This is a genomic window from Nesterenkonia sp. E16_10 (assembly GCF_017347085.1).
In the GTDB taxonomy this organism is placed as follows: Bacteria; Actinomycetota; Actinomycetes; order Actinomycetales; family Micrococcaceae; genus Nesterenkonia.
Genome location: NZ_JADPSA010000024.1, coordinates 61,794 through 87,382 on the forward strand (window position 1 = coordinate 61,794; position 25,589 = coordinate 87,382).

The 25,589-nt window shown below is 66.8% G+C and carries 21 protein-coding genes; 3 read left to right on the forward strand and 18 right to left on the reverse strand.

The window, feature by feature from the left end; genetic code table 11:
- Positions 1-170: 170 nt before the first annotated feature.
- From I2487_RS08430 to I2487_RS08515, 18 genes are all read right to left on the reverse strand, one after another.
- A complete protein-coding gene (locus tag I2487_RS08430) occupies positions 171-1,226 on the reverse strand; it encodes an ABC transporter ATP-binding protein (protein ID WP_207170736.1) in 1,056 nt (351 codons plus the stop codon).
- The gene (locus tag I2487_RS08435; protein ID WP_207170735.1) at positions 1,223-2,326 is read right to left on the reverse strand and encodes an ABC transporter ATP-binding protein; all 1,104 of its coding nucleotides are present in this window, start codon (positions 2,324-2,326) and stop codon (positions 1,223-1,225) included. Before I2487_RS08435 ends, I2487_RS08430 begins: the two co-directional genes overlap by 4 nt.
- 13 nt (positions 2,327-2,339) lie before the next feature.
- On the reverse strand, positions 2,340-3,278 hold the full coding sequence (locus I2487_RS08440; RefSeq protein ID WP_255546095.1) for an ABC transporter permease: 939 nt from the start codon (positions 3,276-3,278) through the stop codon (positions 2,340-2,342).
- Complete coding sequence (locus I2487_RS08445; protein ID WP_207170733.1) at positions 3,271-4,197, reverse strand: ABC transporter permease; 927 nt, start codon at positions 4,195-4,197, stop codon at positions 3,271-3,273. Before I2487_RS08445 ends, I2487_RS08440 begins: the two co-directional genes overlap by 8 nt.
- Positions 4,198-4,414: 217 nt before the next feature.
- A complete protein-coding gene (locus I2487_RS08450) occupies positions 4,415-6,046 on the reverse strand; it encodes a peptide ABC transporter substrate-binding protein (RefSeq protein ID WP_207170732.1) in 1,632 nt (543 codons plus the stop codon).
- Between the two features lie 194 nt (positions 6,047-6,240).
- A complete protein-coding gene (locus I2487_RS08455) occupies positions 6,241-7,974 on the reverse strand; it encodes an ABC transporter ATP-binding protein (protein WP_207170731.1) in 1,734 nt (577 codons plus the stop codon).
- Positions 7,974-9,140 carry an ABC transporter permease gene (locus I2487_RS08460; RefSeq protein WP_207170730.1) on the reverse strand — a complete coding sequence of 389 codons (1,167 nt, stop codon included), beginning with the start codon at positions 9,138-9,140 and terminating at the stop codon, positions 7,974-7,976. Before I2487_RS08460 ends, I2487_RS08455 begins: the two co-directional genes overlap by 1 nt.
- Complete coding sequence (locus tag I2487_RS08465) at positions 9,137-10,660, reverse strand: ABC transporter permease subunit (RefSeq protein ID WP_207170729.1); 1,524 nt, start codon at positions 10,658-10,660, stop codon at positions 9,137-9,139. The genes I2487_RS08460 and I2487_RS08465 overlap by 4 nt, the downstream gene beginning before the upstream one ends.
- A gap of 90 nt (positions 10,661-10,750) precedes the next feature.
- The gene (locus tag I2487_RS08470) at positions 10,751-12,598 is read right to left on the reverse strand and encodes an ABC transporter substrate-binding protein (RefSeq protein WP_207170728.1); all 1,848 of its coding nucleotides are present in this window, start codon (positions 12,596-12,598) and stop codon (positions 10,751-10,753) included.
- A 457-nt stretch (positions 12,599-13,055) separates the two neighbouring features.
- The gene (locus I2487_RS08475; RefSeq protein WP_207170727.1) at positions 13,056-14,327 is read right to left on the reverse strand and encodes a YihY/virulence factor BrkB family protein; all 1,272 of its coding nucleotides are present in this window, start codon (positions 14,325-14,327) and stop codon (positions 13,056-13,058) included.
- A gap of 39 nt (positions 14,328-14,366) precedes the next feature.
- A complete protein-coding gene (locus I2487_RS08480) occupies positions 14,367-14,726 on the reverse strand; it encodes a cation:proton antiporter (RefSeq protein WP_255546097.1) in 360 nt (119 codons plus the stop codon).
- Positions 14,726-14,992, reverse strand: a complete 267-nt coding sequence (locus tag I2487_RS08485) for an MrpF/PhaF family protein (protein WP_036474080.1) — start codon at positions 14,990-14,992, stop codon at positions 14,726-14,728. Before I2487_RS08485 ends, I2487_RS08480 begins: the two co-directional genes overlap by 1 nt.
- Positions 14,989-15,396 (reverse strand): Na+/H+ antiporter subunit E, encoded by a 408-nt coding sequence (locus tag I2487_RS08490; protein WP_207170726.1) that lies wholly within the window; start codon positions 15,394-15,396, stop codon positions 14,989-14,991. Before I2487_RS08490 ends, I2487_RS08485 begins: the two co-directional genes overlap by 4 nt.
- On the reverse strand, positions 15,393-16,997 hold the full coding sequence (locus I2487_RS08495; RefSeq protein ID WP_207170725.1) for a monovalent cation/H+ antiporter subunit D family protein: 1,605 nt from the start codon (positions 16,995-16,997) through the stop codon (positions 15,393-15,395). Before I2487_RS08495 ends, I2487_RS08490 begins: the two co-directional genes overlap by 4 nt.
- Positions 16,994-17,557 (reverse strand): sodium:proton antiporter, encoded by a 564-nt coding sequence (locus I2487_RS08500; protein ID WP_207170724.1) that lies wholly within the window; start codon positions 17,555-17,557, stop codon positions 16,994-16,996. Before I2487_RS08500 ends, I2487_RS08495 begins: the two co-directional genes overlap by 4 nt.
- A complete protein-coding gene (locus tag I2487_RS08505; RefSeq protein WP_207170723.1) occupies positions 17,554-20,538 on the reverse strand; it encodes a DUF4040 family protein in 2,985 nt (994 codons plus the stop codon). The genes I2487_RS08500 and I2487_RS08505 overlap by 4 nt, the downstream gene beginning before the upstream one ends.
- A gap of 214 nt (positions 20,539-20,752) precedes the next feature.
- Positions 20,753-21,610 carry a superoxide dismutase family protein gene (locus tag I2487_RS08510; protein ID WP_207170722.1) on the reverse strand — a complete coding sequence of 286 codons (858 nt, stop codon included), beginning with the start codon at positions 21,608-21,610 and terminating at the stop codon, positions 20,753-20,755.
- Positions 21,611-21,687: 77 nt separating this feature from the next.
- Entirely contained in the window at positions 21,688-22,644 is a 957-nt protein-coding gene (locus I2487_RS08515; protein ID WP_207170721.1) for a cation diffusion facilitator family transporter, read from the reverse strand.
- 95 nt (positions 22,645-22,739) lie between these two features.
- On the opposite strand from I2487_RS08515, the gene I2487_RS08520 reads away from it, so the two are divergent.
- The 3 genes from I2487_RS08520 (at position 22,740) to thpD (ending at position 25,490) form a co-directional block, all read left to right on the forward strand.
- Complete coding sequence (locus tag I2487_RS08520; protein ID WP_207170720.1) at positions 22,740-23,909, forward strand: amidohydrolase; 1,170 nt, start codon at positions 22,740-22,742, stop codon at positions 23,907-23,909.
- Positions 23,910-23,984: 75 nt separating this feature from the next.
- Entirely contained in the window at positions 23,985-24,326 is a 342-nt protein-coding gene (locus tag I2487_RS08525) for an acylphosphatase (RefSeq protein ID WP_207170719.1), read from the forward strand.
- Positions 24,327-24,578: 252 nt separating this feature from the next.
- Positions 24,579-25,490, forward strand: coding sequence for an ectoine hydroxylase (gene thpD / locus I2487_RS08530; protein ID WP_207170718.1), 912 nt, complete (start codon positions 24,579-24,581; stop codon positions 25,488-25,490).
- Positions 25,491-25,589: the final 99 nt, after the last annotated feature.

The window sequence follows — 25,589 nt, forward strand, 5'->3', positions numbered from 1 at the left end:
TGGGGTGGGTCAGAGCGCACAGCAACACGGCCGTGCGCGACCACACCATTCCAGTGTACGGCCTCGAGCGGCGAGACCGGCAATGATGCTGCTCACCCGGGTATGCGCAGCGCCTCCAGACAGGGGCTCTCCCCCGCCCGGAGGCGCGCGCAGGGTGTGCGATCCGCGGACTAGCCGTGGGCCGGGATGACCTTCTCGTTCTGCTCCGCGTGGTGGCAGGCGCTGAGCTGGGTGATCTGACCTCGGGAGATCAGTTCCGGCTCCTGGGTGGCGCAGATCTCGGTCGCCTTCCAGCAGCGGGTGCGGAAGCGGCAGCCCGAGGGCGGGTTCGCCGGGTTCGGCGGATCGCCCTGCAGCACGATCTGCTCCCGGGCCCCGCGCAAGGTGGGGTCCGGCAGCGGCACGGCGGAGAGCAGCGCCTGGGTGTAGGGGTGCGCCGGGCCGGAGTAGATCTCGTCCTGGGTGCCCAGCTCAGCCAGCTTGCCCAGGTACATCACGCCGACCCGGTCGGAGATGTGCCGGACCACCGAGAGGTCATGGGCGATGAAGATGTAGCTGAGACCGAACTCCTTCTGCAGGTCATCGAGCAGGTTCATCACCTGGGCCTGGACCGAGACGTCGAGTGCGGAGACCGGCTCGTCGCAGATGATGACGTCGGGGTTCAGGGCCAGGCCGCGGGCGATCCCGATCCGCTGGCGCTGACCGCCGGAGAACTGATGCGGGTAGCGGTTGATGTGCTCCGGGTTCAGCCCGACGAGGTCCAGCAGCTCCTTGACCCGGTTGCGGATGCCCTGCTTGGGCTTCTCCTCCGGGTGCAGCTTGAACGGCTCGGCGATGATGTCGCCCACCGACATGCGCGGGTTCAGCGAGGTGTAGGGGTCCTGGAAGATGATCTGGATCTTCCGGCGCAGCCGGCGCAGCTCATCGCCCTTGACCGAGAGGAAGTCCTCGCCGCGGAACTTGACGCTGCCGGCGTCGGGCTCCTCCAGTCGCATCAGCAGCTTCGCCAGGGTGGACTTGCCGCAGCCGGACTCCCCCACGATGCCCAGGGTCTCGCCCTCGCGCAGGTTGAAGCTCACCCCGTCCACGGCCTTCACCGCCCCGACCTTGCGCTGGAAGACGATGCCCTGGGTGATCGGGAAGTGTTTGACCAGGCCGTCGACCTCGAGCACCGAGGGCTTGTCGGCGAAGGGGTCCGCAGCGGCGGCGGGAACTGACAGGCTCATTGTGGTGCCTCCTCGGAGACGTCGATCATTCCGGCGCCGGTGGGTGACGGGCGGCGGGTGCGGGTGGCGGTGCCGGCGTAGACGTCCTCGGCGTAGTGACAGGCCGAGAGGTGCCCGTCCGCGACCGGGCGCAGCTCCGGGCGTTCGGTCCGGCAGCGGTCGGTGGCGAACTCGCAGCGCGGGTTGAACGGGCAGCCCGGCGGCATATCGGTCAGCGAGGGCGGCAGCCCCGAGATCGCGCGGAGCCGTCCGCCCTCGTCGTCGATCCGTGGGATCGAGTTCAGCAGGCCCTGGGTGTAGGGGTGCCCGGGCTTGCCGTAGATCTCGTAGACATCGGCGGCCTCCATCACACGTCCGGAGTACATCACCGCGATCTTGTCCGCGACGTCGGCGACCACGCCGAGATCGTGGGTGATCAGGATCAGGCCCATGTTGAACTCGGTCTGCAGATCCTTCAGCAGCCGCATCACCTGGGCCTGGACGGTGACGTCCAGGGCGGTGGTGGGCTCATCGGCGATCAGCACGTCGGGGTCCAGGGCGATGGCCATCGCGATCATGATGCGCTGGCGCATGCCGCCGGAGAACTGGTGCGGGAAGTCCCCCGCCCGCTCCTCGGCGCCGGGGATGCCCACGCGCTGCATCATCTCCACGGCCTTGACCTTGGCCTCTTTGCGCTTGAGTCCGCGGTGGACCCGGAACATCTCGGCGATCTGCCAGCCCACCGGCAGCACCGGGTTCAGCGAGGACAGCGCGTCCTGGAAGATCATGGCGATCTTGACCCCGCGCAGCCTGCGCCGGGACTCCTCGGGCATGCTCAGCAGGTCCTCGCCGCGGTAGCGGATCTCACCGCCGGCGATCTTGCCCGGGGGCATGTCCAGGATGCCCATGATGGTCTGTGCGGTCACGGACTTGCCGGAGCCGGACTCACCCAGGATCGCGAGGGTCTCCCCCGCGTGCAGGGTGAAGTTCAGCCCGTTGATGGCCTTGGCCACGCCGGCCTTGGTGCGGAACTCCACCTGAAGGTCCTTGACCTCCAGCAGCGGCGCGTCGCCAGGTCGGGTCCCGGGGGTGAGCCCGGTCGAGGTCTGGGATTCAGTCATCAGATCCAGCCCTTCACTTCTTGGATTTGGGGTCAAGGGCGTCGCGGATCGCGTCACCCATGGTCATGAACGCGAACACGGTGAGGCCCACGAAGATCACCGGGAACAGCAGCAGGTGTGGCACGGTCTGCAGGAACGGCTGCGCGTCGGAGAGCTGCAGTCCCCAGGAGATGGCCGGCAGCTGCAGGCCCACGCCGAGGAAGGTCAGCGTGGCCTCGGCGCCGATGATGATGCCGGTGAACACCGTGGCGTAGCCGATCACCGGTCCCAGCGAGTTGGGCAGGATGTGCCGGCGCATGATGGTGATCGGTCCGGCGCCCAGGGCGCGGGCGGCGAGGACGAACTCGGAGTTGACCACCGAGATCACCGAGCCGCGCATCAGACGCGTCATGGTCGGCCACATGAAGACGATCAGCACGAAGGCGACCTCGCGCACTCCGCGGGACTCCAGCACGTTGAGGAACACCAGGGCGCCCAGGATATAGGGCACGGCGAAGACCATATCGGTGAAGCGGGAGATCACGGCGTCGACCCAGGAGCCGAAGTAGCCGGCCACCAGGCCGAGCAGCACGGCGATGATGAAGGTGCCGATCGCGACGATGAAGCCCACCGCGATGGAGTTCCGGGCACCGTAGATCACTCGACTGTAGTAGTCACAGCCCTGGATATCGGTGCCGAACCAGTGTTCGGCCGAGGGTGCCTGACGGCTGCGTCCGAGCAGGCACTCGCGCGGATCGTTGTTGGTGAAGAGCTGCGGGAAGATCGCCATGGACAGGAAGAGCACCAGCAGCACCGCGGAGATGATGAACCAGGGGTTCTTCCGCAGCGAGCGCCAGGCATCGGCGAGCAGGCTCGCCTCCTCGACCTTCTTGTTCTTGGCGGGCTCCCCTGCAGGTTCGATCGTGGAATCGATCGGCTCCACGCGCGCTTCGGGGCGGTGTGTCTCACTCATAACGGATCCTTGGGTCGAGAAGGCCATAGAGGAGATCAACGATCAGGTTGATCACCACGAAGAAGAGCACGAAGAGGGTCACGATGCCGACGACGACGGTGCCCTCCTGCCCCTGGATGGAGGCGAAGACCTGCTGGCCCAGTCCGGGGAGGTTGAAGATCGTCTCCACGATGATGGAGCCGCCCAGCATGCTCGCCAGGTCGGCGCCGATGAAGGTGACCGCGGGGATCAGCGAGTTGCGCAGACCGTGGCGGGTGATCACCCGGCTGCGCTTCATGCCCTTCGCGGTGGCGGTGCGGACATAGTCGGACTTCAGCGAGTCCAGCAGCTCGCTGCGCACCAGCCGGGCCAGGATGCCGGTGGAGACCGCCGCCATGGTCAGTGCCGGCAGGATATAGCTGGAGACCCCGTTGTTGACGCCCGCGATCGGGAACCAGCCCAGATTCAACCCGAAGATCAGCTGCAGCAGGAAGCCGATGACCAGGGTGGGCAGCGCCACCATGGCCACGGTGGAGACCTGGACGAAGCGATCGAAGAACCGGTCGCGATAGAGCGCGGCGAGGATGCCGGCGATGATGCCCATGAGCGTCTGGATCACCAGGGTCACCAGGGCCAGGGTCGCGGTGACCGGCAGTCGCTGCTCGATGATGTCGGTGACCGGGCGGCCGTTGAAGGTCGAGCCGAAGTCCAGGGCGGTGACGATGCCCCAGATGTACTTGAAGTACTGGATGAGGAACGGATCGTCCAGGTTGTACTGCTCGCGCAGGGTCTCCCGGACGGCGTCGCTCATCGGGCGATCTCCGGCCAGTGCCCGAATCGGGTCACCGGGAATGGCGAACACCAGTGCATAGACGATCAACGTGGAGATGAGGATGACCGGGATGAACTGGAGCAGACGCCGAATGATATAGCGGGTCATTGCTGTCCTTGTGGGTGCGGGCGGTGGCGCGGGTGCGCCGAGCGTCTGTCTCGGCGGAGAGGTCCTCTCCGAAGCCGAGGGCGACGCCGCGATCAATGATAGGGAGTCGGATGGGATTTCCAGGAATCCTGGGAGGCCGATCCTGGACGTGCCGACATGCCAGAGGCGCGACCTGCGCGAATACTCACGCAGGCCGCGCCTCTGAGGGATTCCAGGATTACTCCTGGGTCACCACCACCTGCTCCAGGCGGGTGAAGGTGGCCTGGTCCATGAAGAGGGACTCTCCATCGATCCGGTCGCTGTGCACCACCTGGTAGTTGGTGAACCACATCGGGATGACCGGCATGTCCTCCAGGAGGATCGCCTCGGCGTCGGTGTAGAGCTCGGCCGCGGCATCGGGATCGGTCTCGGCATTGGCCTGGCTGATCAGATCATCGAACTCCTCGGAGGAGTAGTCGGCGTAGTTCGAGGAGACACCCGTGGTGTAGATCGGCTCCATCGCGTACTGCGCGCTGGGGTAGGACAGCGTCCAGCCCAGCCGGTAGGGTCCGGTGATCTCCTGCTCGTCATGCAGACCCAGGTACTGGGCGAACTCCAGGGACTCGAAGGTGATGTCCTCGATACCCAGGTTGTCGCGCCACTGGTTGGCCACGGCCTCGACCCAGTCCTCGTGGCTTGCGCCGGAGTTGAAGTAGACGGTCAGCTCCTCGGGGCCGCCTGCTTCCTCGTAGAGCTCTGCGGCTGCCTCGGGATCGTACTGGCAGTACTCGCAGGTGTTCTCGTTGCCCTCGATCAGATCCGGCGGAATGATGTTCTCCGCCGGGGTCTGCGCGCCGTCGAAGATGTTGTCGATGATCAGTTCGCGATCGATCGCCATGGAGAGCGCGTGACGCACATCGGCGTCCTGGAACTCTTCCTGGTACAGCGGGAAGCCCAGGTAGGTGAACGCCGAGGTGTCGAAGTCCTGCGCGTTGTCGCCGAAGTCGGCTTCCACCGTGGTGCGGCGGTTTGCCGGGGCGGCGTCGAGGATGTCGAGGTTGCCGGCCTGGACGTCGAGGTAGGCGGTGTCGACCTCGGAGTAGATCATCCATTCGATGCGCTCGGGAAGACCCGGGTTTTCCCCGGCCCAGTCCTCGAAGCGGTTCACCGCGATCTGCTGGTCGTGCTCCCACTCGCCGTCCATCTGGTAGCGACCGTTGCCGACCGGGGCCTGCTCGAAGGCCTCGATGTCGTCGTAGGCCACCGAGGGCATCGGGTAGAAGGCCGTGTAGGTCAGCATGTCGGGCAGCGGGGAGAAGGGCTCGGTGAGCTCGATCTCGAGGGTGTAGTCATCGACCGCGCGGACGCCTTCCATCTCCTCGGCGTCGCCGTCGACGACCTCCTGGTAGCCCAGGAAGTTGTCGAAGAAGTTGGCGCTCTGCTGGGCGTTGTCCGGATCCACGGCCCAGTTGTAGGTGTCCACGAAGGTCTGCGCGGTGATCGCTTCGCCGTCGTGGAAGGTCCAGTCCTCACCCAGCGTGAAGGTCCAGGTCACGTTGTCCTCGGTGTCCCAGGACTCGGCCACGCCCGCGGTGGGCTCGTAGGTGTCGAAGTCGGTCTGGGTCAGTCCGGTGAACAGCGAGCCGAGGACCCAGGAGCCGCAGACCTCGGTGGAGTTCGCGGGGACCAGGAACTGTGGTTCGCAGTTATAGGCCGAGACGGTGCCGCCGCCTTCGACGCCTTCGGCGGCTTCGCCGTTGTCCCCGCCGTTGTCGCCGCCGCCGCAGGCCGACAGCACCAGGGCTGCGGCTGCGGTCACGGCGAGCGCACCCGTCGCGCGAGAGCGACGAGAGGTCTTGTTGACGTGCATATTCGGTTACTCCTCGAGAAGATGCGAGCTTTATGGGCAAACGGTGGTCCGCGCGAGAGTGTTGCGTGGGTCACCTGTGGGAGCGAGTTTAGCAGGGGAGTTTTTCAGCTGTGTTTCAGGTTCCGTACATGTGACCGTGTGTCATGTGCTACCCAGACCGGGCCTGGAGCGCGGTTTTCAGCCCAGCTCGCTGTTCAGCCCAGCGCGGCGAGCAGTCGCTGCCGTTCTGTCCGGCGTCGAGCCTGGACCTCGGGATTCGGAACCGGTGCCGCCGCGAGCAGCTGCTGAGTGTAGGACTCCTTCGCATGGCGCAGCACCTGATCCGTGGTCCCCTGCTCCACGGTGCGGCCGTTCTGCATGACCAGCACCTTATGCGCGAGCGAGTCGACCACCGCGAGATCATGGCTGACGAAGAGGCAGGCAAAGCCATAGTGCTGCTGCAGCTCGGAGAACAGCTCCAGCACCGCTGCCTGCACCGAGACGTCCAGGGCCGAGGTGGGTTCGTCGGCGATCAGCAGCGTGGGGTTCAGGGTCAGCGCGCGGGCGATAGAGATGCGCTGCCGCTGGCCTCCGGAGAGCTCATGCGGGTACCGGTTGAGCACGCTGGAGGGAAGTCGGACGGCGTCGAGGAGCTCCCGGGCCCGTGCCATGCGGGAGTTCTTGTCCCCCTCTTTGTGCACCACCATGGGCTCGGTGATGATGTCACCGATCGGGAACCGCGGATCCAGTGAGGCCGCCGGGTCCTGGAAGACCACCCCGATCTCCCGCTTGAGCGCCTTCTTCTGCTTCGACGGCAGCGTGGGCATGTTCTCACCGCGCACGCGCAGCTCACCCTCGGCCACATCGAGCAGGCCCAGGACCGCCTTGGCCACGGTGGACTTGCCCGAACCGGACTCCCCCACCAGGCCCATGATCTCCCCGGGCTGGACGATGAAGTTCAGGTCATGCACCACTCGGGTGGCCTTGCGCCGAAACTTGTACTCCAGCGCGACATCCTTGGCCTCGAGCGCCGCAGGCACGGGCGAGGCCGCACCTGAACCCTTGCCTGTGGCGGTCCCGTGGCGGGCCTCACTCGCGGCACGCTCGCTGACGCTGACCCGCTCCTGCTCCTGCTCCAGTTCCAGCGAGGGGTCCCCCGCCTCGCGCAGCAGCGGCATCGCCGCAAGCAGGCGCCGGGTATAGGGGTGCTCCGGGTGACCGAGGATCTTCGCCACCGGGCCGGTCTCCACCACCTCGCCGTTGAGCATCACCACCACGCGGTCCGCCATATCTGCGACCACGCCCATGTTGTGGGTGATCAGCAGGATCCCGGTGTTGAGCTCCTGCTTGAGCTCGCGCAGCAGATCGAGGATCTCGGCCTGGACCGTGACGTCCAGGGCGGTGGTGGGCTCATCGGCGATGATCACCTTGGGCCCGCAGGCGATGGCCATGGCGATCACGATGCGCTGCCGCTGGCCACCGGAGAACTGATGCGGGTACTGCCGGATCTTGGTCCGGGCCTCCGGGATGCCCACGCGTTCGAGCAGCTCGATGGCCTTCTCCAGCGCCTCACTCCCGAAGGCGACCTCGTGGACCTGCAGCGCCTCCACCAGCTGATCCGAGACGCGCAGCACCGGGTTCAGCGCTGTCATCGGCTCCTGGAAGACCATGCTGATGTCGGAGCCGCGCAGCCGGCGCAGCTCGGCGGTGGACATCTTGAGCACATTGCGGCCCTCGAGCAGGACCTCACCCTCCACGCTGGCGTTCTCCGGCAGCAGTCCCATCGCGGTGGAGGAGGTCACGGACTTGCCCGATCCGGATTCACCGACGACGGCGACCACCTCACCGGGCATAACCTCGAAGGAGACCCCCTTGACCGCGTCGACGTCGCCGAACTCGGTGGCGAAGCTGACGCGGATGTCCTTATAGCTCAGCACTGGTGCGGGCATCAGGAGTCCCTCTTCTCGTCGGTGGGATCGTGGCCGAAGTCTGGGCCGTGGTCGGTCATGCCGGCGGGTGGCTGCATCTGGGTGGGACCTCCGGAGAGCTCCGAGACCTGCTTGCCGGCCCGCTCCTCGGCGGTGGACCGGCCCAGCAGACCGAAGGCTGTCCGCCAGCCGGGTCGGCTGGCGCCGGAGCGCTTCTGCCGCGGGTCGATGGCATCGCGCAGGCCGTCGCCGATGAAGTTCACGCTCAGCGCGATGGCGATGATGAAGAGCCCGGGGAACCAGAAGAGCCAGGGTCGGGTGGTGAAGGCGTTCTGGTTGTTCTGGATCAGGGCGCCGAGCGAGGTCTCCGGGGCCTGCACGCCGAATCCGAGGTAGGACAGCGTGGTCTCCAAGAGGATGGCGGTGGCGATGGCGAAGGTGGCGTTGACCACGATCACCCCGATGCTGTTGGGCAGCATGTGCTTGAGGATGATGCGCGCCGGGTGGGCACCCATGGCCACTGCTGCGGAGACATATTCCTTCTCGCGCAGCGAGAGGATCTCCGCGCGGACCAGGCGGGCGGTGCCGGTCCAGGTGGCCAGTCCGATGGCGAGCGCCAGCGTGAGCGTGCCACCGGGGAGGCCCTGGGCGTAGGCGCCGAAGACGGCGGCCAGGGCCAGCAGCGGGACCACGATCACCACATCGGTGATCCGCATCAGCACCGCTTCGATCCAGCCGCGGAAGTAGCCGGCCAGCGCCCCGACAAGCACACCGAGCACCGTGGAGGACAGCGCCACGCCTATGGCGACCAGCAGCGACTGCTGGGTGCCGCGCATGACCATGGCGAAGTAGTCCCGCCCGATGCTGTCCTGGCCGAAGGGGTGCTCGCCGAGGAAGGCCCCGTTGAACATGGTGGGACGGCCGCCGTCGACCGTGAGACCGGTGGACAGGAAGCTCTTGGACCACCAGCCGGTGCCCTGGCCGGAGAAGCCGATGGAGGTGATCGAGAGCAGGATGATGAAGGCCAAGACCACCATGGAGACCACGGCGGGCTTGTGCGCGAAGAACCTGCGCCGGACCAGCTGGCCCTGGGAATAGGAGCGCTGCGCGCTGGCAAGCTTGGCGTCCTCGGCCTCGGCGGCGCTGCGCACGTCCTCGGGCGGAATGGGGGGTGTTGACTGGCTCATACTCTAATCCTCGGATCCAGGACCGCATACATGAGGTCCGCAATCAGGTTGAACAGCACCGCGGCGGCGCCGGTGATGAGGGTGAACGCCATGACGGGCGCGGGGTCTGAGCTGCTCAGGCCGGTGACGAACATGTTGCCCATGCCGGACCAGCCGAAGACCTGCTCGACGACCACCGCCCCGCCGATCAGTCCGGCGAAGTCGAAGGCCACGATGGTGGTCAGCGGGATCATCGAGTTGCGGAAGGCGTGCTTGAAGACCACCGTGCGCTCATTGACTCCCTTGGCGCGTGCCGTGCGGATGTAGTCCTGGTTCACGGCCTCCAGCATGGAGCTGCGGGTGTAGCGGGTGTAGGTGGCCACCGAGACCAGCATCAGGATCGTGGTGGGCAGCACCAGCTGTGTGCCCTGGTCCAGGGCGACCTCCCAGAAGTCCCCGCTGAAGTTCGGCGAGGAGGAGCCGATCGTGGCGATCGGTCGCGGCTTCAGGCCGAGGAATCCGGGCCAGGCCCGCATGAAGTGATCCAGCAGCACCATCACCGCGAACAGCGAGGCGGTGATCACGCTGACGGCCACGGCCTGACCCTTGGCGTGACCGCCCATGGTCCGGCCGATCAGCACCGCCACGGCGATGGTGACCAGGAACAGCCCGATCACGGTCAGCCAGCCGCCGGGCGGCTCGATCAGCAGCCAGAAGGTGGCGTAGTAGGAGACCAGGCCCACCCCGACCACGGTCAGCGCCGAGTACAGCACCCTGCGGTTGTTCAGCCCGGAGAGCAGAGCGGTGAGCCCGAAGGCCAGGCCGATGCCCAGCAGCGTGATGACCGCGGGACCCAGGCGAGGTTCGCGGGCGTAGTTCAGCGAGTCCATCAGCGGCATGACCACCAGGACGAAGCCGAACATCACCGCACCGGTGAGCAGACGCCGTCGGGCGGAGCCACCGATGATCAGCGGCACCAGGATCGCGGCGACCACACCCACGACGATGATCTGCGTCCAGCTGAACTGTGGTTCTCGCAGCCAGTTGTTGTACGTGATGCCCATCCAGTCCTTGGCCAGCACTGCGGCCCAGAAGACCGGGAGCGAAAAGAAGAGGAAGACGAAGAAGGAGACGGCGTAGTCCAGCGAGGAGTACTGCCGGATGGCGGTGACGATGCCGGTGAGGATGCCGATGATGATCGAGAGGATGGTGGCGATGAAGACCAGGCGCAGCGTGGAGGAGGCGGAGTTCGCGACCATCGCTCCGACGTCCTGCCCGCTCATATTGGTGCCGAATTCACAGGCACCGACGGCGCAGCCGGCGATCCCGGTGAGCCAGATCCAGTACCGGGAGTACCAGGGCTCGTCGAGATTCATGAAGGAGATGCGCTGCTGGATCAGGAATTCGACATTCTCCGCATTGGACTCGCGAAGCTCCTGGAGCGGATCACCGGAGTTGATCACCAGGACGAAGACGAGAAGAGAGGCGCCGAAGAGCACCGCGATGGCGCTGAGGAGACGTTTCAGAACATAGCTGTACACGGGGTGGTTGTACCTTCCACGAGCTGCAGGGGAAGCATCGGTCCTGCTGGGCTGAGTTATTCAGCCGCGGGGACCTGGGAACTGCTGGACTCACTCAGCGCGCTGCCACTGCTCGGCGTTCCAGACGATCTGGTCCTGCGATGCGGTGTCGCGGACGTTGCTGATCGAGATGTCGGAGCCGGAGAGCTGCGGGTGCACGTAGAGCGGGATCCCGAACAGGTCTCCCCAGAGCTCCTGCTCGATTCCGATGATGATCTCCTGCTGCTCGTCAGCGTCCTCGGTCGTGGCGAGCTGGTTAAACAGGTCATCCACGGTCTCGTTGGAGTAGCCGCCGTAGTTCTGCGGGCGATCCGTGGAGTAGATGTTCTGTCCCGAGACGACCTGGCCGGAACCGGCCCAGGCGAAGAGTGCGACCTCATAGTCCCCGGTCTCCTGGGCGCCGCCCGGACCGAAGAAGTCCTCGGAGCCGGAGTCCACGATCTCGAATCCTGCTTCATCACAGGAGGCCTTGATCTCGGCCACCGTGTCGGTGCGGCGCGGGTTCGGGCCGGCATAGCCGATCCGGACCTCGGTGCCGACCGCGTCCTCAGCCTCGAGGATCTCAGCGGCGCCCTCGACATCGACCTCGTCATAGGTGCCGTCGTAGCTCTCGGCGACGATGTCCTCGTAGTTCTCCTCGAAGGTCAAGGATTCACGGGCATTGAGCACCGAGGCCTCGGGGTTCACCGGTTCGATGAGGTTGGAGACGATCTGCTGGCGCGGCACGCACATGGCGAAGGCCTCGCGCAGCTCCAGGCTCTCGGAGAAGGGACCGTCGTTGAAGTTGAAGTCCAGGTGCTCCCAGGTGGCTGCCTCGCCCTCGTGCAGCACGATCTGATCCTCGAGGCGCTCGAGCTGGCCGCGGGTGTCCACGGTGGCCTGCGGGCGGGCGACGTTGAGGTCGCCGTTCTCCAGGGCCTGGACGTGCTGGCCGTCGTTGACGAAGCGGAAGACGATCCGCTCGGTGCCCGGAGCGTTGCCCCAGTACTCCTCATTGGCGGTGATGGTCAGGGACTCACCGGCCTGCCAGTTGTCCAGCGTGTACGGACCGGTGACCGGGATGAGCTCCTCGTCCGGCAGGGTGCCGGGATCGGTCAGCCAGCCGTCGTTCCAGAACTCGGCCACCGGCTCCAGCGCCTCGGTGTCGGCCTCGCGGACCGCGGTGACGAGCTCCTCGAGCTCGAGATCGCTCTGCTCGGCGACCACGTGCGCCGGCAGCGTGGAGTTCACCATGATCTCCCAGTCGGCGAAGGGCTCGCTGTATTCGATGGTGAAGGTCTTGCCGTCGGGATCGCCCTGCGGACCCTCCAGGACGCGTTCGCCGTAGGTCTGGGAGATGCCGTTGAACAGCGGCTCATCGTCGGAGTTGGTCAGCGAGGCGTTCTGGTACGCCCAGTCCAGCACGTAGTCCGCCACGGTCACCGGGGTGCCGTCGGACCAGGAGACGTCCTCGCCGATGGTGTACTCCACGGTGAAGGGATCCTCGCTGATCACCTCGTAGGAGCCGAAGTCCTCGTTGGCGTACCAGACGTTGTCGGTGCCCCAGTAGCCGAAGCCCTCGAAGATCCGGTTGACCACGGTGGAGTTGTAGACGCTGTAGCTCTCCGGCGTGCTGCCGTTGTAGCCCACGAACTCGATCTCACCCATGGAGACGGAGATCTCGTCCTCCATGGTCTCCAGATCGCTGGTGTCGGCCTTGCCGGTGTCCTCCGGCTCGGTGGTGTACTGCTGGCCCTCGGCACTGAAAGCGTCGGTGTTGCCGCTGGTCTCGCCGTTTTCGCCGTTGGATGTGTCCTCGGCCTCGGCGTCGCCGTTGCCTCCGTCGGGGGTGCAGCCGGAGAGCACGAGTGCGCCCGTGGCCAGAATGGCCGTCGCCGCAGAGAGTTTCCTCAGTTTCACAGTTGCTCCTCATCCTTCAATGCGATGTGACCGGTGCGCCGTCGTCCCCTCATCCCTCGAGAAGGTGACCTACCTAACACCGGTTCAATGTGCGAACCAGACTACGGTCGGCCCGCTCGATCGGATCGCCAAATCGGCTCGCGTGATGAAATCGTTACCCGGCGCAACGGGCTGCCGAGTGATCCAGGTCACCGCCGCCCTGGGCCCCGAACTCCGCTCGAAAACATGTGTGAAACATGCAACGACCACCCTGAGACAGAGAAACTCCCGTGCGATTCCGCCCAGGGAATCGCACGGGAGTTACCAGGCGGTCACATGTCCGCGGAATGAGTGAGTAGCGCCACTCTGCTACGTGAAACTTGTCCGCAATATTCAACTCGGTCTTGGACTACTGATCGGTAACCCGACTCTTCGCCGAATAAGTCACAGTGTTACGCGCAGGTGCACACTGCTGCGCTCAGCGCCGCCAGGAAGTCTCCGGGTCGGAGGTCTCACCCTGGCTCAGGCGCAGCGCCTGACCCTGCGCCACGACGTCTTCGTACTTCTTGGACTTCTTCTCTGCAGCGCCCATGTCCCGCGGGGGAAGCATGATGGTGCGTTCGGCCTCGATGCCACTCTGGAGCTGACGTCCGCGCTCCAGCTCAGAGTCGAATTCCGCGCCCAGCAGCAGCACCAGGTTCATGATGTAGACCCAGAGCAAGAAGATGATGACGCCGGCCAGCGCACCGTAGGTGGCCTCATAGTTGCTGAAGTTCGAGACGTAGAAGAACACCGCGGCGGTCGCGAGCACCATGACCAGGATCGCCAGCACCGCGCCGGCGGAGATCCAGCGGACTCCGGGCTGACGCAGATTCGGCGTCACGTGGTACAGCATGGCGATGCAGATCGCCGCCACCAGCAGCAGCGCCGGATAGGTGCCCCAGTTGAAGATCGCCACCGCGGTCTCGCCGAGCCCGACCGTGTCCCCCACGGCCCGCGCGATCGGCCCGGAGGTCAGCAGCAGGAACACCGCCGTCGCCACCAGCACCAGGAGCCCGGCGGTGACCAGGTAGAAGATCGGACGCAGCTTCAGCATCGAGCGCCCCTCCTCCACCTCGTAGATCCGGTTCATCGACCGGGAGAAGGCGTTGACGTAGTTCGAGGCGGTCCACAGCGCGGTGAGGATGCCCAGTGCCAGTCCGATGCCTGCTCCCTGGACGCTGGTGATCGCGATGATGGGGTCCCGGATCTGATCCATCGTCTGCGATTCGACCATCTGCGCGGCGGTGGAGAGCAGGAACTCCTGGGTCCGCTCCTCCTCGCCGACGAAGGACATCAGCGAGACCAGCGCGATCAACGCGGGGAAGACCGAGAGCACCGCGTAGTAGGTCAGACCCGCGGCGAGATCCGTGCAGCTGTCGCGGCCGAACTCCGTCAGGGTGCGTTTGGCGCTGTACTTCCAGGTGGTGCCGGTCAGCTTCACGGGTGAGGAGGTCTTATGATCCTCGCTGTCCCCGGAGACGGATTCTTCGAAGTCCTCACGCTGGCGGTTCTTGACCATATAGGGCTGGTCGGCCGCCGCCGAGAGCGTGCCTACTCGCAGCTTGTCGCCTTGGTGCACGGTCGCGCCGGACCGGCCGGTGTCCTCGATCTGGTGCCGCGAGGCGCGGTGCGGCTTCAGGGCACCAGCGGCCTGACTGGCCGGGCTGGTGTTCTCGGAGTGACCCTGCGGGTCGGAATGAGTGCTCATGGACTCAAACTATCCGCATGTGTTCTCAGGACCAACTGTTCAGCGACCCCCTGACACCTCGCGTCTGGTCAGGGCCAGCTCATCGATATGGGTGATCGGTGCCGGCAGCGCATTGTTGAGATAGCCGGCCCGGGCGATGGCCATGGATCCCACCGCTGAGGTGAGCAGCTGAGCGATGATCGCGATGATCGCCTTGACCAGGTTCAAGCCGCTGAAGTCCATCAGCAGCGCACCCAGGACGATCGACGCCACCCCGAGCCCGGCCGAGGTGCCCACGGCGGAGGCGCGCAGGTACAGATCGGGCAGCTTGAACAGGCCGATCGCCGAGATGATGATCGTGGCGATGCCCAGGAAGATGAACACCAGGCCGAGGATGTCTGCAATATCAGCGAGTGTCATCAGCGGCGACCTCCGGATCCGAGTCGTGCCATGGACAGCGCGGCCATGAAGCCCAGCAGCGTGGCGATGAGGATGATGTCGAAGAGCGCCTCGATATTGGTGCGCAGTCCGATCAGGGCGACGAAGCCGATGGTGGCGAAGAAGATCAGGTCGGCGGCCACGGCACGGTCCATGGTGCGGGGCCCGAGCAGCCCGCGCACCGCGGCGATGACCATGCCGATGGCCAGCAGGATCAGCGCGACCTCAAGCGTCCATTCGGAGATCATCGGCTCTCACCTGCCTCGTCCATCGGACGGACCACCGGCAGCTCGGTCGGGCGGGTGAGATCTCCGGGAGCTCGTCGCATCGCGCGCAGCATCCGGTCCTCCATCTCCTGGATCTCGGCCACCAGCTGGCCGCGGTTCTCCACGAACATGCCGTGCACGTAGAGGATCTTGTGCTCCTTGGAGATCGTGATGGTCAGCGTGCCCGGGGTCAGCGTGATCAGTGAGGAGATCATCGTCCACTCGCTGTCGCTGCGCGAGGCCGCCGGGACCGCGACGATCGCGGGCCGCATCTTGGCGCGTCTGCGCGGGCGCAGCACCTCGGCGGTCACCGTGACGTTCGAGGTGATGAACTCCTTGGCATACCAGAAGAGGAATCCGATGATCCGAAATGGCCAGCTCATCATGCTCCGCTCACCGCCCTCACATAGTCCATTGGGTTCAGCAGGTTCTCTGCCGCGGTCTCCGACCAGCCCATCAGCAGCTCGGCCCCGAGTCCGAAGAACAGGGTGATCGCGGCCAGCAGGATCGCCGGGAAGATCAGCTTGAACGGCACCTTGACCGCCTGCTTGCCCGCGAGCACCGCGGAGGTGGTCGCCGTCGGCGGTCCGATGGTCAGCGTGGGGGTCTCCGCCTGTGCCTGGACCCGCAGGTAGCGCTTGCCGTGCATCCGCTGCTGGTAGGTCAGCGCACGCTCCTGAAGGTCATCGGGCTCGGATCCCATGAAGACCCCGGTCCAGATCTTGAGCATCGAGAGCAGCGTGAAGACCGAGACCACCACCGCGACGGCGGCCACCCAGTAATGCGATTCGGCCAGGGTCGCCTGGATGATCGCGAACTTCGCGACGAACCCGGAGAAGGGCGGCAGCCCGGCGAGCGAGAGGGCGGCCACCATGAAGGTGACCGCGATCAGCGGCTCGCGTTTGAGCATCCCACCGAGCTTGTCGATCTCTCCGGTGCCGTAGGTCTCCTCGATCGCACCGGTGGAGAGGAACAGCGAGGCCTTCACGATCATGTGATGAAGCAGGTAGAAGATCGCGGCGGTGAGGCCCAGCAGGGTGAACAGTCCGACGCCGATCAGGATGTAGCCGATCTGGCTGATCATGTGGAAGACCAGGATGGATCGGGTGGTCTTCTCCCCCACCGCACCCAGGACGCCGATGAGCATCGTGGCGGAGGTGATCACCAGCGCCACCCAGAGGAAGCGCTCGTCGCCGTCGAAGAGAAGGGAGTAGATCCGGTAGATCACGTAGATCGCGACCTTGGTGTGGATCCCCGAGAACAGCGCGGTGACCGCCGGAGAGGTCATCGCGTAGGTGCGGGTCAGCCAGCCATGCACCGGCACCACCGCGGCCTTGATCGCGATGGCGCTGAGCACCACGCCGCCGGCCAGAGCCACGGCAGGGTCTTCCTTGCCCGCCCCATGCAGCTCCGCCAGGTTCACGGTGCCCGCGGTCGCGTAGACCAGGGCGATGCCCACCAGCAGCAGCGTGGAGGCCAGCAGGTTCACCGAGACATAGATCCGCGCACCGTGGGCGCCGAGCTTGGCCCCCATCATGGCCAGCAGGCCGTAGGAGGGCAGCAGCATCACCTCGATGAACACGAAGAGGTTGAAGATGTCACCGGTCATCAGGGCGCCGGAGACTCCGGCCATGAGCACCAGCACGAAGGGGTGGAAGAACCGTGCCCGCGCCTCGTGGGTGGCCATGGCGAAGAGCACGCTGGCGATCGCCAGCACCGACATGATCATCAGCACCAGCGCGGAGAGCGCGTCGACCACGAACGGGATCGAGACGCCGTAGTCCCAGAGCCCGACCTGATGGACCAGCACGGTGCCGTCACCGGTGGCGATCACCAGCAGCACCGCGAAGACGAACAATGCAGCCAGGGTGCCGAGGCTGATGATGTGGCGGGCCAGGCGCTTCTTGCGCAGCGCCACACCGAGCGCGGCGAGCAGCAGCGGAACACCGACCGCCAGCGGCAGCAGCGGAGGAAGGATCTCGGTCATCGGGTCTCCCCCTCCCGTGTCGTCTCAGCCTGTGAGGCTTCTGCGTCTGGTGTTGCCGCACTCGGTGCGGCGGGGTCGGAGTTCTCCACCCCTGAGGCCATGCCCGTACCGGAGGGCTTCTCCGGCCAGGGGTCTCCGGTCTCGTCCTCTCCGCGGTCCACCACGATGTCACCGGACTCGGTGGTCAGACCGAAGTAGCCGGCGTCGTTGGTGTCGCCGCGGTCCGCGGCGAGCAGCAGCGCCGGGGAGACCTCGACGTCCTCGGTGTCGTCGTCGGTGGTGGTGGTGATCGCCAGGGTCACCATGAACATGGTGATGGAGAAGGCGATCACGATGGCGGTCAGCACGAAGGCCTGCGGGAGCGGGTCGGCCTGTTCGCCGAGCTCCCCGGAGCCGATATAGGGCACCCCACGGTAGGCGGTGTTGCCCGCCGCGAAGAACACCAGGTTTGCTGCATGGCTGGCCAGGACGAAGCCCAGCACGATCCGCACCATGCCGCGCTGCATGAACAGATAGACGGCGGCGGCGGTGAGCAGCCCGACGGCGATGGCGATGCTCATCGGTCGTTCACCCCTCCCGGCTTGATCTGGTCATGGCCCCCTGGTCGGGGCTCCTCCGACTGCACCTCGAAGGGCAGGTCGCCGGGGTCGGCGTGATAGCCGGCCGGGACCTTCAGCGTGGAGAGCTCGGCCTCGCTGGTGCCGTGGGCGCGGCGGTGCGCCTTGAGCAGCTCCGCCGGGTAGCGCTGGGCCTGACCGAGGCGGTCCAGCGCCACCAGCACCGCACCGATCACGGCGAGGTAGATGCCGACGTCGAAGATCAGCGCCGTGGTGAGCGAGAACCCGGCGTCGGAGCCCCAGGGCATCGGGAGTCCCTCGGCGATCACGATCGGGCGCAGATAGGAGCCCTCGAGGTAGCCGGCCAGGCCGATGGCCGCGCCGGTGATGATGCCGCCGACGATGACCAGCGCGTAGTCGAAGCGCAGCTTCACCGAGGTGTCCGAGGGCGCGACCAGGTAGCGCAGCGCGAAGAAGCCGCCGGCGACCAGTGCGGCGATGAACCCGCCGCCGGACTCGTAGTGCCCGCGCAGCAGCAGGATCAGCGAGAGCAGCACGATGAACGGCGCCATCCAGTTGAACACGCTGCGCATCGCGGTGGTGTTGTCCCCGGCGTGGTCCAGCGGGGTCCCCGACCACTGCCGTGAGGCGGGCGGCTCGTTGTCCGAGGTGGCGAAGGATGAGTTCAGCAGCGCCAGGATCGCGAAGCCCGCCACGCCGAGCACCGTGAGCTCTCCGAAGGTGTCCAGCGCGCGGAAGTCCACCAGGATCGAGTTCACCACGTTCAGCGCCCCGGTCTCCTCGTAGGTGTTGAGCAGGTACCACTCGGCGATCGGAGTCTGCCCGCGTCGGCCGGTGAGCGCGAAGGTGGCGGCGAAGGCCATCACGCCGAAGGCCAGGGCCACGGCGATGGAGACGCCGCGTCGGGTTCGGGTGACCTTGTGGAAGCGTTTGGGCAGCTTGCGCAGCACCAGGACCAGCACCACCACGGTGAGGATCTCCACGAGCAGCTGGGTCATGCCCACGTCCACCGCGCCCAGCGCGAAGTACCAGGCGGCGACCACGAACCCGGCGCCGCCGGCCAGGACGACGGCGGCCGCGCGGTTCTCGGCGATCACGGTGCCGGCCAGGAAGCAGACCAGCAGCCCGATCAGCACCCAGTCGGTCATCCGGGTATTGCCGGGCTCGAACTCCCCGACCACCGGTGCCGCGATCATGCCGGAGATGAACAGGCCGGCCAGCAGGATGCCCGGTGCGGCGAGGTGGACCCCGTGCACGTCGCTGCGGGTGATGTCTCCGACCCGGCGGCCGAAGTTGATGGTTCCCAGGCGCATGGACTCGACCACTTCCACGCCGGTGAACGGCAGGATCCGCCGTGGGATGAGGTTGTCGAGCCGGGCGCGCACCACCACGGCGAGCAGGCCGCCGCCGACGATCACCCCGGAGAGCATCAGCTCGGTGTTGAAGCCGTGCCAGAGTGCGAACTCCGCCGCATAGGTTCCGGTCTGGGCGTCCTCACCGGCCCGGGTGATCAGCCCGTCGAAGACGAACGGGATGAAGCCCAGCACCAGACCTGCGGCGGCAGGCAGCAGCGCCGGGAGGTAGAAGCTGGCTGGGGCCTCGTGCGGCGTGCTGGGATCGATCGGCTCGTGGTACTCGTCCTTGGACCCGGCGCCGGTGTAGCTGGTGAACGCGCCGAGCACGATCCGACCGCAGTAGGCGAAGGTGCCGATGGCGGCGAGCACCGCCATGGAGGTCAGCGTCCAGGTCAGCGCGGCGGGCATGTCTGCAGAGAGGAACCCTGCCAGCAGGTGCTCCTTGGAGACGAAGCCCAGCAGCGGCGGAACCCCGGCCATGGAGAGTGAGGAGATCAGGGTGATCACCAGCGAGATGCGCATGGTCCTGCTCAGCCCGTTGAGCCGGCGGATGTCTCGCGAGTGTGCCTCATGTTCGATGATGCCGACCATCATGAACAGCGCGGATTTGAACAGTGCGTGGGCGACCACGTGGATCGTGGCGGCGACCAGCGCGGTGGGGGTGCCGATGCCGATGACGGCGACCAGGAAGCCCAGCTGAGAGACCGTGGAGTAGGCCATGATCTCTTTGATGTCGTGGCGCTGCAGCGCGAAGAGCGCACCCATCAGCGCGGTGGTCAGACCGGAGCTGATCAGGAGCACCTGCCAGAGCGTGGACGCTTCGAAGACCGGGGAGAAGCGCAGCAGCAGGTAGATGCCGGCCTTGACCATGGCCGCGGCGTGCAGGTACGCCGAGACTGGGGCGGGGGCCACCATAGCGTCGGGCAGCCACAGGTGGAACGGGAACTGCGCGGACTTGGTGAACGCGGCAAACGCGATCAGCACCGCGACCACGGAGGTGAAGGTGGTGTTGTCCTGCCAGGCGCTGTGCGTCAGCGCCTCGGACATCGAGGTGGTGCCGGTCTCCACGATGATCAGCAGCACCGCGGTGAGCAGGCCCAGCCCGCCGGCGGCGGTGATCAGCAGCGTGCGCTGCGCCGGTGCCGGCGCCTTATCTCCGGAGCGGTTGATCAGGAAGAAGGAGCACAGCGTGGTGAACTCCCAGAACACGAAGAGCAGGATCAGGTCATCGGCGATGACCATCCCGCTCATCGCGAAGACGAACATCAACATCCACAGGTAATAGTCGCCGGTCTTCTTCTTGACCGAGAAGTAGCGGGCCGAGTATGCCATCACCAGGGCGCCGATGAAGAGGATCAGCAGCAGGAAGACCATCCCGAGCCCGTCCAGGCGCAGGCTGATGCCGACGTCGATGGTGGGGATCCAGGGCAGGTGCTCCTGAATCACTCCCCCGTCCAGCAGGGTGCTCAGCCACGGCAGCGTGGCCACGCCGATGCCGGTCAGGGCCACGGCCGCGAAGAAGCCGGTGTCGCGACCCACGGCACGGTGGACCAGCACGGCCAGCGGGACCAGGGCCAGGGTCAGCATCAGGAGCACCATGAGCGTCATGGGCGGACCACCGCCCAGGGCATGGAAGGTCTTCGCGAGTGCATGGTGCCTCCAGTCGGTGCGGGTGAAACGGCGCGGTGAAGCTCATCGCCGACCAGTCTTCCCGGCACACCAGTGATCGACTATATCTATCGGGCTGATCTCTCAGCAATTGCGTCCTGCTCATGGAGGGCGGACCATGCTCCGGTGGGATCCGTGCTACGGCAAGTGTGTCCTACTGCTCTTCGACGACTCCGCAGGCCACGCGGTTGCCGGAGTCTCCGCTGGTCAGGGTCTCGGCGTCGGGGCCGAAGTAGCGTTCCGGGACGTTGCCGTGGTTGTCGGGCTGGGCGTGGATGATCACGGAGCTGCCCTGGTCCCCGAGCAGATCTTCGGTCTCCAGACGGTCGCTGATCAGGCTCAGCCAGCCGGTGCGGTCCTGGTTGACCAGCAGATTCGGCAGGTCTCCGGCATGGTCCGGGTGAGTCACCGCCTCGGGCTCGGCCGGCGGGGCCGCCTCGCCGAGGTCATCGAGGTCGGTCTCGGGGGCCTCCTCCTGCGGGGCCTCCTCACCGTCGACGATGCCCATGTCCTCCTCCATGCTGCCGACCAGGTGGCCGCCGGAGGACTCGAAGTCGCCGAACACGCCGGACTCGGAGCTGGACTGGGTCTCGCAGACACCGCGCTCATGCAGCGTGATGCCGCGGAAGCCTGCGTCGAGGTCGTGGACCTCGGCCTCGATGAGCACCCCGTTGGCGACCTCGGAGAACCGCACCGTGCCGATGTCGTTGCCTGCCACATCGGCGAGCGCCGCGGAGGCGAAGGGCTCCTCGGAGCCGTCGGGACCGCCCTGCAGCTCGGCGTCCTGCACCTCGTCTCCAGCCTCGGCGCCGCCGTCCGCTCCAGCTTCGGCCTCCGAGCCGGCCTGGGCGTCCTCGGGGTCCGCGGCGGTGTTCTGCTCGGCGTCCGGTTCAGCCTCGCTCGCGTCTCCCCCACCGCAGCCTGCCAGGGCCAGCGCTGCGGCGAGCGCGATCCCGCTCAGCGGGAGGCCGCGGACTCTGCGCGCGGAGGATCGGTGAGGTCGAGTGCTCATGAGCGCACAGCCTACCGGGCCTCCTGCGCCGCCACGAGTTTCGGGGAGGCTGGGCGGGGCTGCCCAGGGCGGGGCGCTCAGGCGTGGGTGTGGGTCTCCTCGGCCGCGATGCTGCGCGGCTCGAGCTGGAAGGTGGAGTGTTCCACCGCGACGTCGAAATGCTCGGCCACGCAGGTCTTCAGCCGGTTCAGGGTCTCCGGGACACACCCCTCGCTGAAGCAGGCGTCGTCGAGCACCACATGGGCGGAGATCACGGGCAGCCCGGTGGCGACCGTGGAGGCATGCAGGTCATGGACCTCCTGGACGTGGTCCTGGGCCAGCATGTGCGCCCGGACCTGTTCCAGATCCAGCCCGCGCGGCGCGAACTCCAGCAGCACCCGGGCGGTCTCGCGCAGCAGCAGCAGCGCCCGCGGGATGATCAGTGCGGCGATGGCCAGCGCCGCGACCGCGTCGGCCTGCTGCCAGCCGGTGGTCCAGATGACCACGGCGGCCAGCATCACCGCCAGCGAGCCCAGCGCGTCCGCACTGACCTCCAGGAACGCCGCGCGCATGTTGAAGTTGGCCTTGCGGCCCGAGGCGAGCACCAGCAGCGAGATCAGGTTGCCGGCCAGGCCCAGCGCGCCGAAGATCAGCAGCTCGAGGTGCAGGATCACCGGCGGGGTGCTGAGCCGGCCGATCCCCTCCACCGCGGCATAGATGCCCACGCCCAGCAGCAGCGTGGCCTGCAGCAGACCGGCCAGGATCTCCACCCGGCGGAAGCCCCAGGTGCGCTGCGCCGTGGCGGCCCGGTACATCAGGCCCGCCGCGACCAGGGCGACGCCGAGGCCGATGCTGTCGGTGAGCGAATGCACCGCGTCGGTGAGCAGCGCGAGGGAACCGGTCACCCAGGCGCCGAGGGCCTGGGCCAGCACGATGCCGATCGTGATCGCGCAGGCGATCGCGAGCCGGCGGCGGTGGGAGCGCGCGCGCTCCGGGGTCTCGGCCGAGGCGGAAGCCCCGGCCCCGTCGGGGGCGCCGTGATCGTGGTGGTGCATGATGGCTCCATTGTCCTGCGTCCGCGTGGGATCGCCTAAGCTGCGAGCCGGACGCAGAAGCGTTCTCAGCAAGGCCGGTGCGCTAGAGTCCCAGCATGGTTGCTCAGAGAAACTATGTCATCAGCAATGCCCACATCCTGCCGATCAGCGGCGAGCCCTTCGACGGCTCCGTGGTGATCACCGAGGGCAAGATCGCCGCGCTCGGAGCCGAGGTGGACCACCCTGCCGGGTACGAGGTGATCGACGCGGCCGGCGGCTGGGTGCTGCCCGGCCTGATCGACGCCCATGTCCACCTGGGCGTCCATGAGGAGGGCGAGGGCTGGGCCGGCGCCGATGTCAACGAGACCACCGACCCGGTCACCGCTGCGGTGCGCGCGCTGGACGCGATCAACCCGGCGGAGCTCGGCTTCGCCGACGCCCGCGCCGCCGGGATCACCACGGTGAACGTGAACCCCGGCTCGGCCAATCCGATCGGCGGGCTCGCCGTGGCGCTGAAGACCCAGGGCCGGATCGTCGATGAGATGGTGCTGCGCTCCCCCTCCGGGCTGAAGTCCGCGCTGGGCGAGAACCCCAAGCGGGTCTATGGAGAGCGCAAGCAGACCCCAAACACCCGGCTCGGGGTCGCGATGACGATACGCAAGGCCTTCACCGAGGCCAAGAACTGGCAGGCCAAGGACCCGGCGGACCGGCCCGCGGATCTGGTCTCCGAGGCGCTGGCTCTGGTGCTGGACCGCAAGATCCCGTGGCGCCAGCACTGCCACCGCGCCGATGACATCGCCACCGCCCTGCGCCTGGCCGACGAGTTCGGCTACGAGCTGGTCCTGGACCACGGCACCGAGTCCTATAAGCTCGCCGACGTCATCGCCGAGCGCGGCATTCCGGTGCTCTACGGACCCATGATCGTCTCCCGCTCCAAGGTGGAGGTCCGCGACCGCAGCCCCAAGGCACCGGGCATCCTGGCCCGCGCCGGGGTGAAGGTCTCGATCATCACCGATCACCCGGTGGTGCCCATCGAGTTCCTGATCCACCAGGCAGCCCTGGCGGTGCGCGAGGGGATGGACCCGGTGGAGGCGCTGCGCGCGATCACGATCAACCCGGCCGAGGTGCTCGGGGTGGCGGATCGGGTGGGAACCCTGGAACCGGGCAAGGATGCCGATCTGGCGCTGTGGTCCGGGGATCCGCTGGACACCCGCAACCGGGTGCAGCGGACCTGGATCGACGGCGAGCTGGTGTTCTCCCAGGAGACCGCCGAGACGGCAGTCTGATCCTCGCCGGCCGGTCCGCCCGCCGGCGAGGACCGGGGCCTGGTGGCTGACCCGTGAGGATGTTTGACTGGGCGCATGACTGAACCGCTCTCATCGCCCGACGCCGAACAGCCCCTCTCCCCCTCGGGCTGCACCACCGGCACCCACCTGTGGATCACCGGAAGGGTCCAAGGCGTGTCCTATCGCGCGGCAGCGAAGTCCGAGGCCGATGACCTGGGTCTGATCGGCTGGGTCAGGAACACCGCCGAGGGGGCGGTGGAGCTGCTGGTCGGTGGCGACGGGCCGGCGGTGGACGCGCTGCTGCGCTGGGCCGGCAAGGGCCCCGAGTCGGCCGAGGTCGCGGAGGTCGAACAGCGCGAGGCCACCGAGGCGGACCTCGCTTCACTGCCCCAGGCCGGCTTCGAGATCCGCCGCTGACCCTGCTCCTGCTCCCGCGGGGTCCGCAGCCCGGCGCCCCGTCCGGCCGTGGGCCGCAGCCGCGCGCCCGGTAGGTCTGCGCGCTGGTCGTCGCTGCAGTTGCGCGAGATCACTGTCCTGTTACGGTCGAAGGACAGCTTCTGGCACCTGCGAGCACATGACACGGGGACCATGTCGCGGAGTGCGAAGCGACCCGAGATCACCTGATACGAAACCAGACACAGATCTGATGCAGAACCAGAAAGGTCAAGAATGACGACGACGATGAATCACCCGGCGGCGATCGCCGACCGTTACCCCACCCGCACCGAGACCGAGACGCAGGTCATCGCCCGAGAAGACCCGGTGGTGCAGGGATCGCCCCAGGACGGTCCGCTGGAGGCCGCCGAACTGGCCTCCTTCGAGGACAAGGGCTACCTGAGCATCGAGCAGCTCATCAGCGCCGAGGAGCTTGCGCTGTTCAAGCAGGAGCTCCGCCGGCTCGCTCAGGATCCTGCAGTGAAGCAGGACGAGCGCACCGTGGTGGAGGCGAAGTCCGACGAGGTCCGCTCGATCTTCGACATCCACCGCACCAACGAGATCTTCGCCAAGATCGCCAACGATCCCCGTGTGGTGAAGCGGGCCGAGCAGATCCTGGGCTCCGAGGTCTACATCCACCAGAGCCGGATCAACTACAAGCCCAGCTTCACCGGCAAGGACTTCACCTGGCACTCGGACTTCGAGACCTGGCACGCCGAGGACGGCATGCCCGCCCCACGAGCGGTCTCGGTCTCGATCTCACTCACGGACAACTACTCCTTCAACGGTCCGCTGATGATCATGCCCGGCTCGCACCAGCACTTCATCAGCGCCGTGGGCGCCACCCCGGAGGACAACCACGAGAAGTCCCTGGTGATGCAGGGCGCCGGGGTCCCCGACGCCGATACCCTGACCGAGTTCGCGGATCGCTTCGGCATCGACGTGCTCGAAGGCCCCGCGGGCGGTGCCGTGATGTTCGACAGCAACTGCATGCACGCCTCCAACGGCAACGTCACGCCCTACTCCCGGTCCAATGTGTTCCTGGTGTACAACTCGGTGGAGAACCTGCCGACCGAGCCCTTCGCCGCGGCGAAGCCACGGCCCGCCCACCTGGGCAGCCGGGACTTCACCCCTGCGGGGAGCTGAGCCAGTTCCATAGCTGAGCAGGCGGCCCTGGTCATCCGACCAGGGCCGCCTCCTTGTCTCGGGGCATGCATCTTCGTCTCCGGGCATGCATCTCCGGCT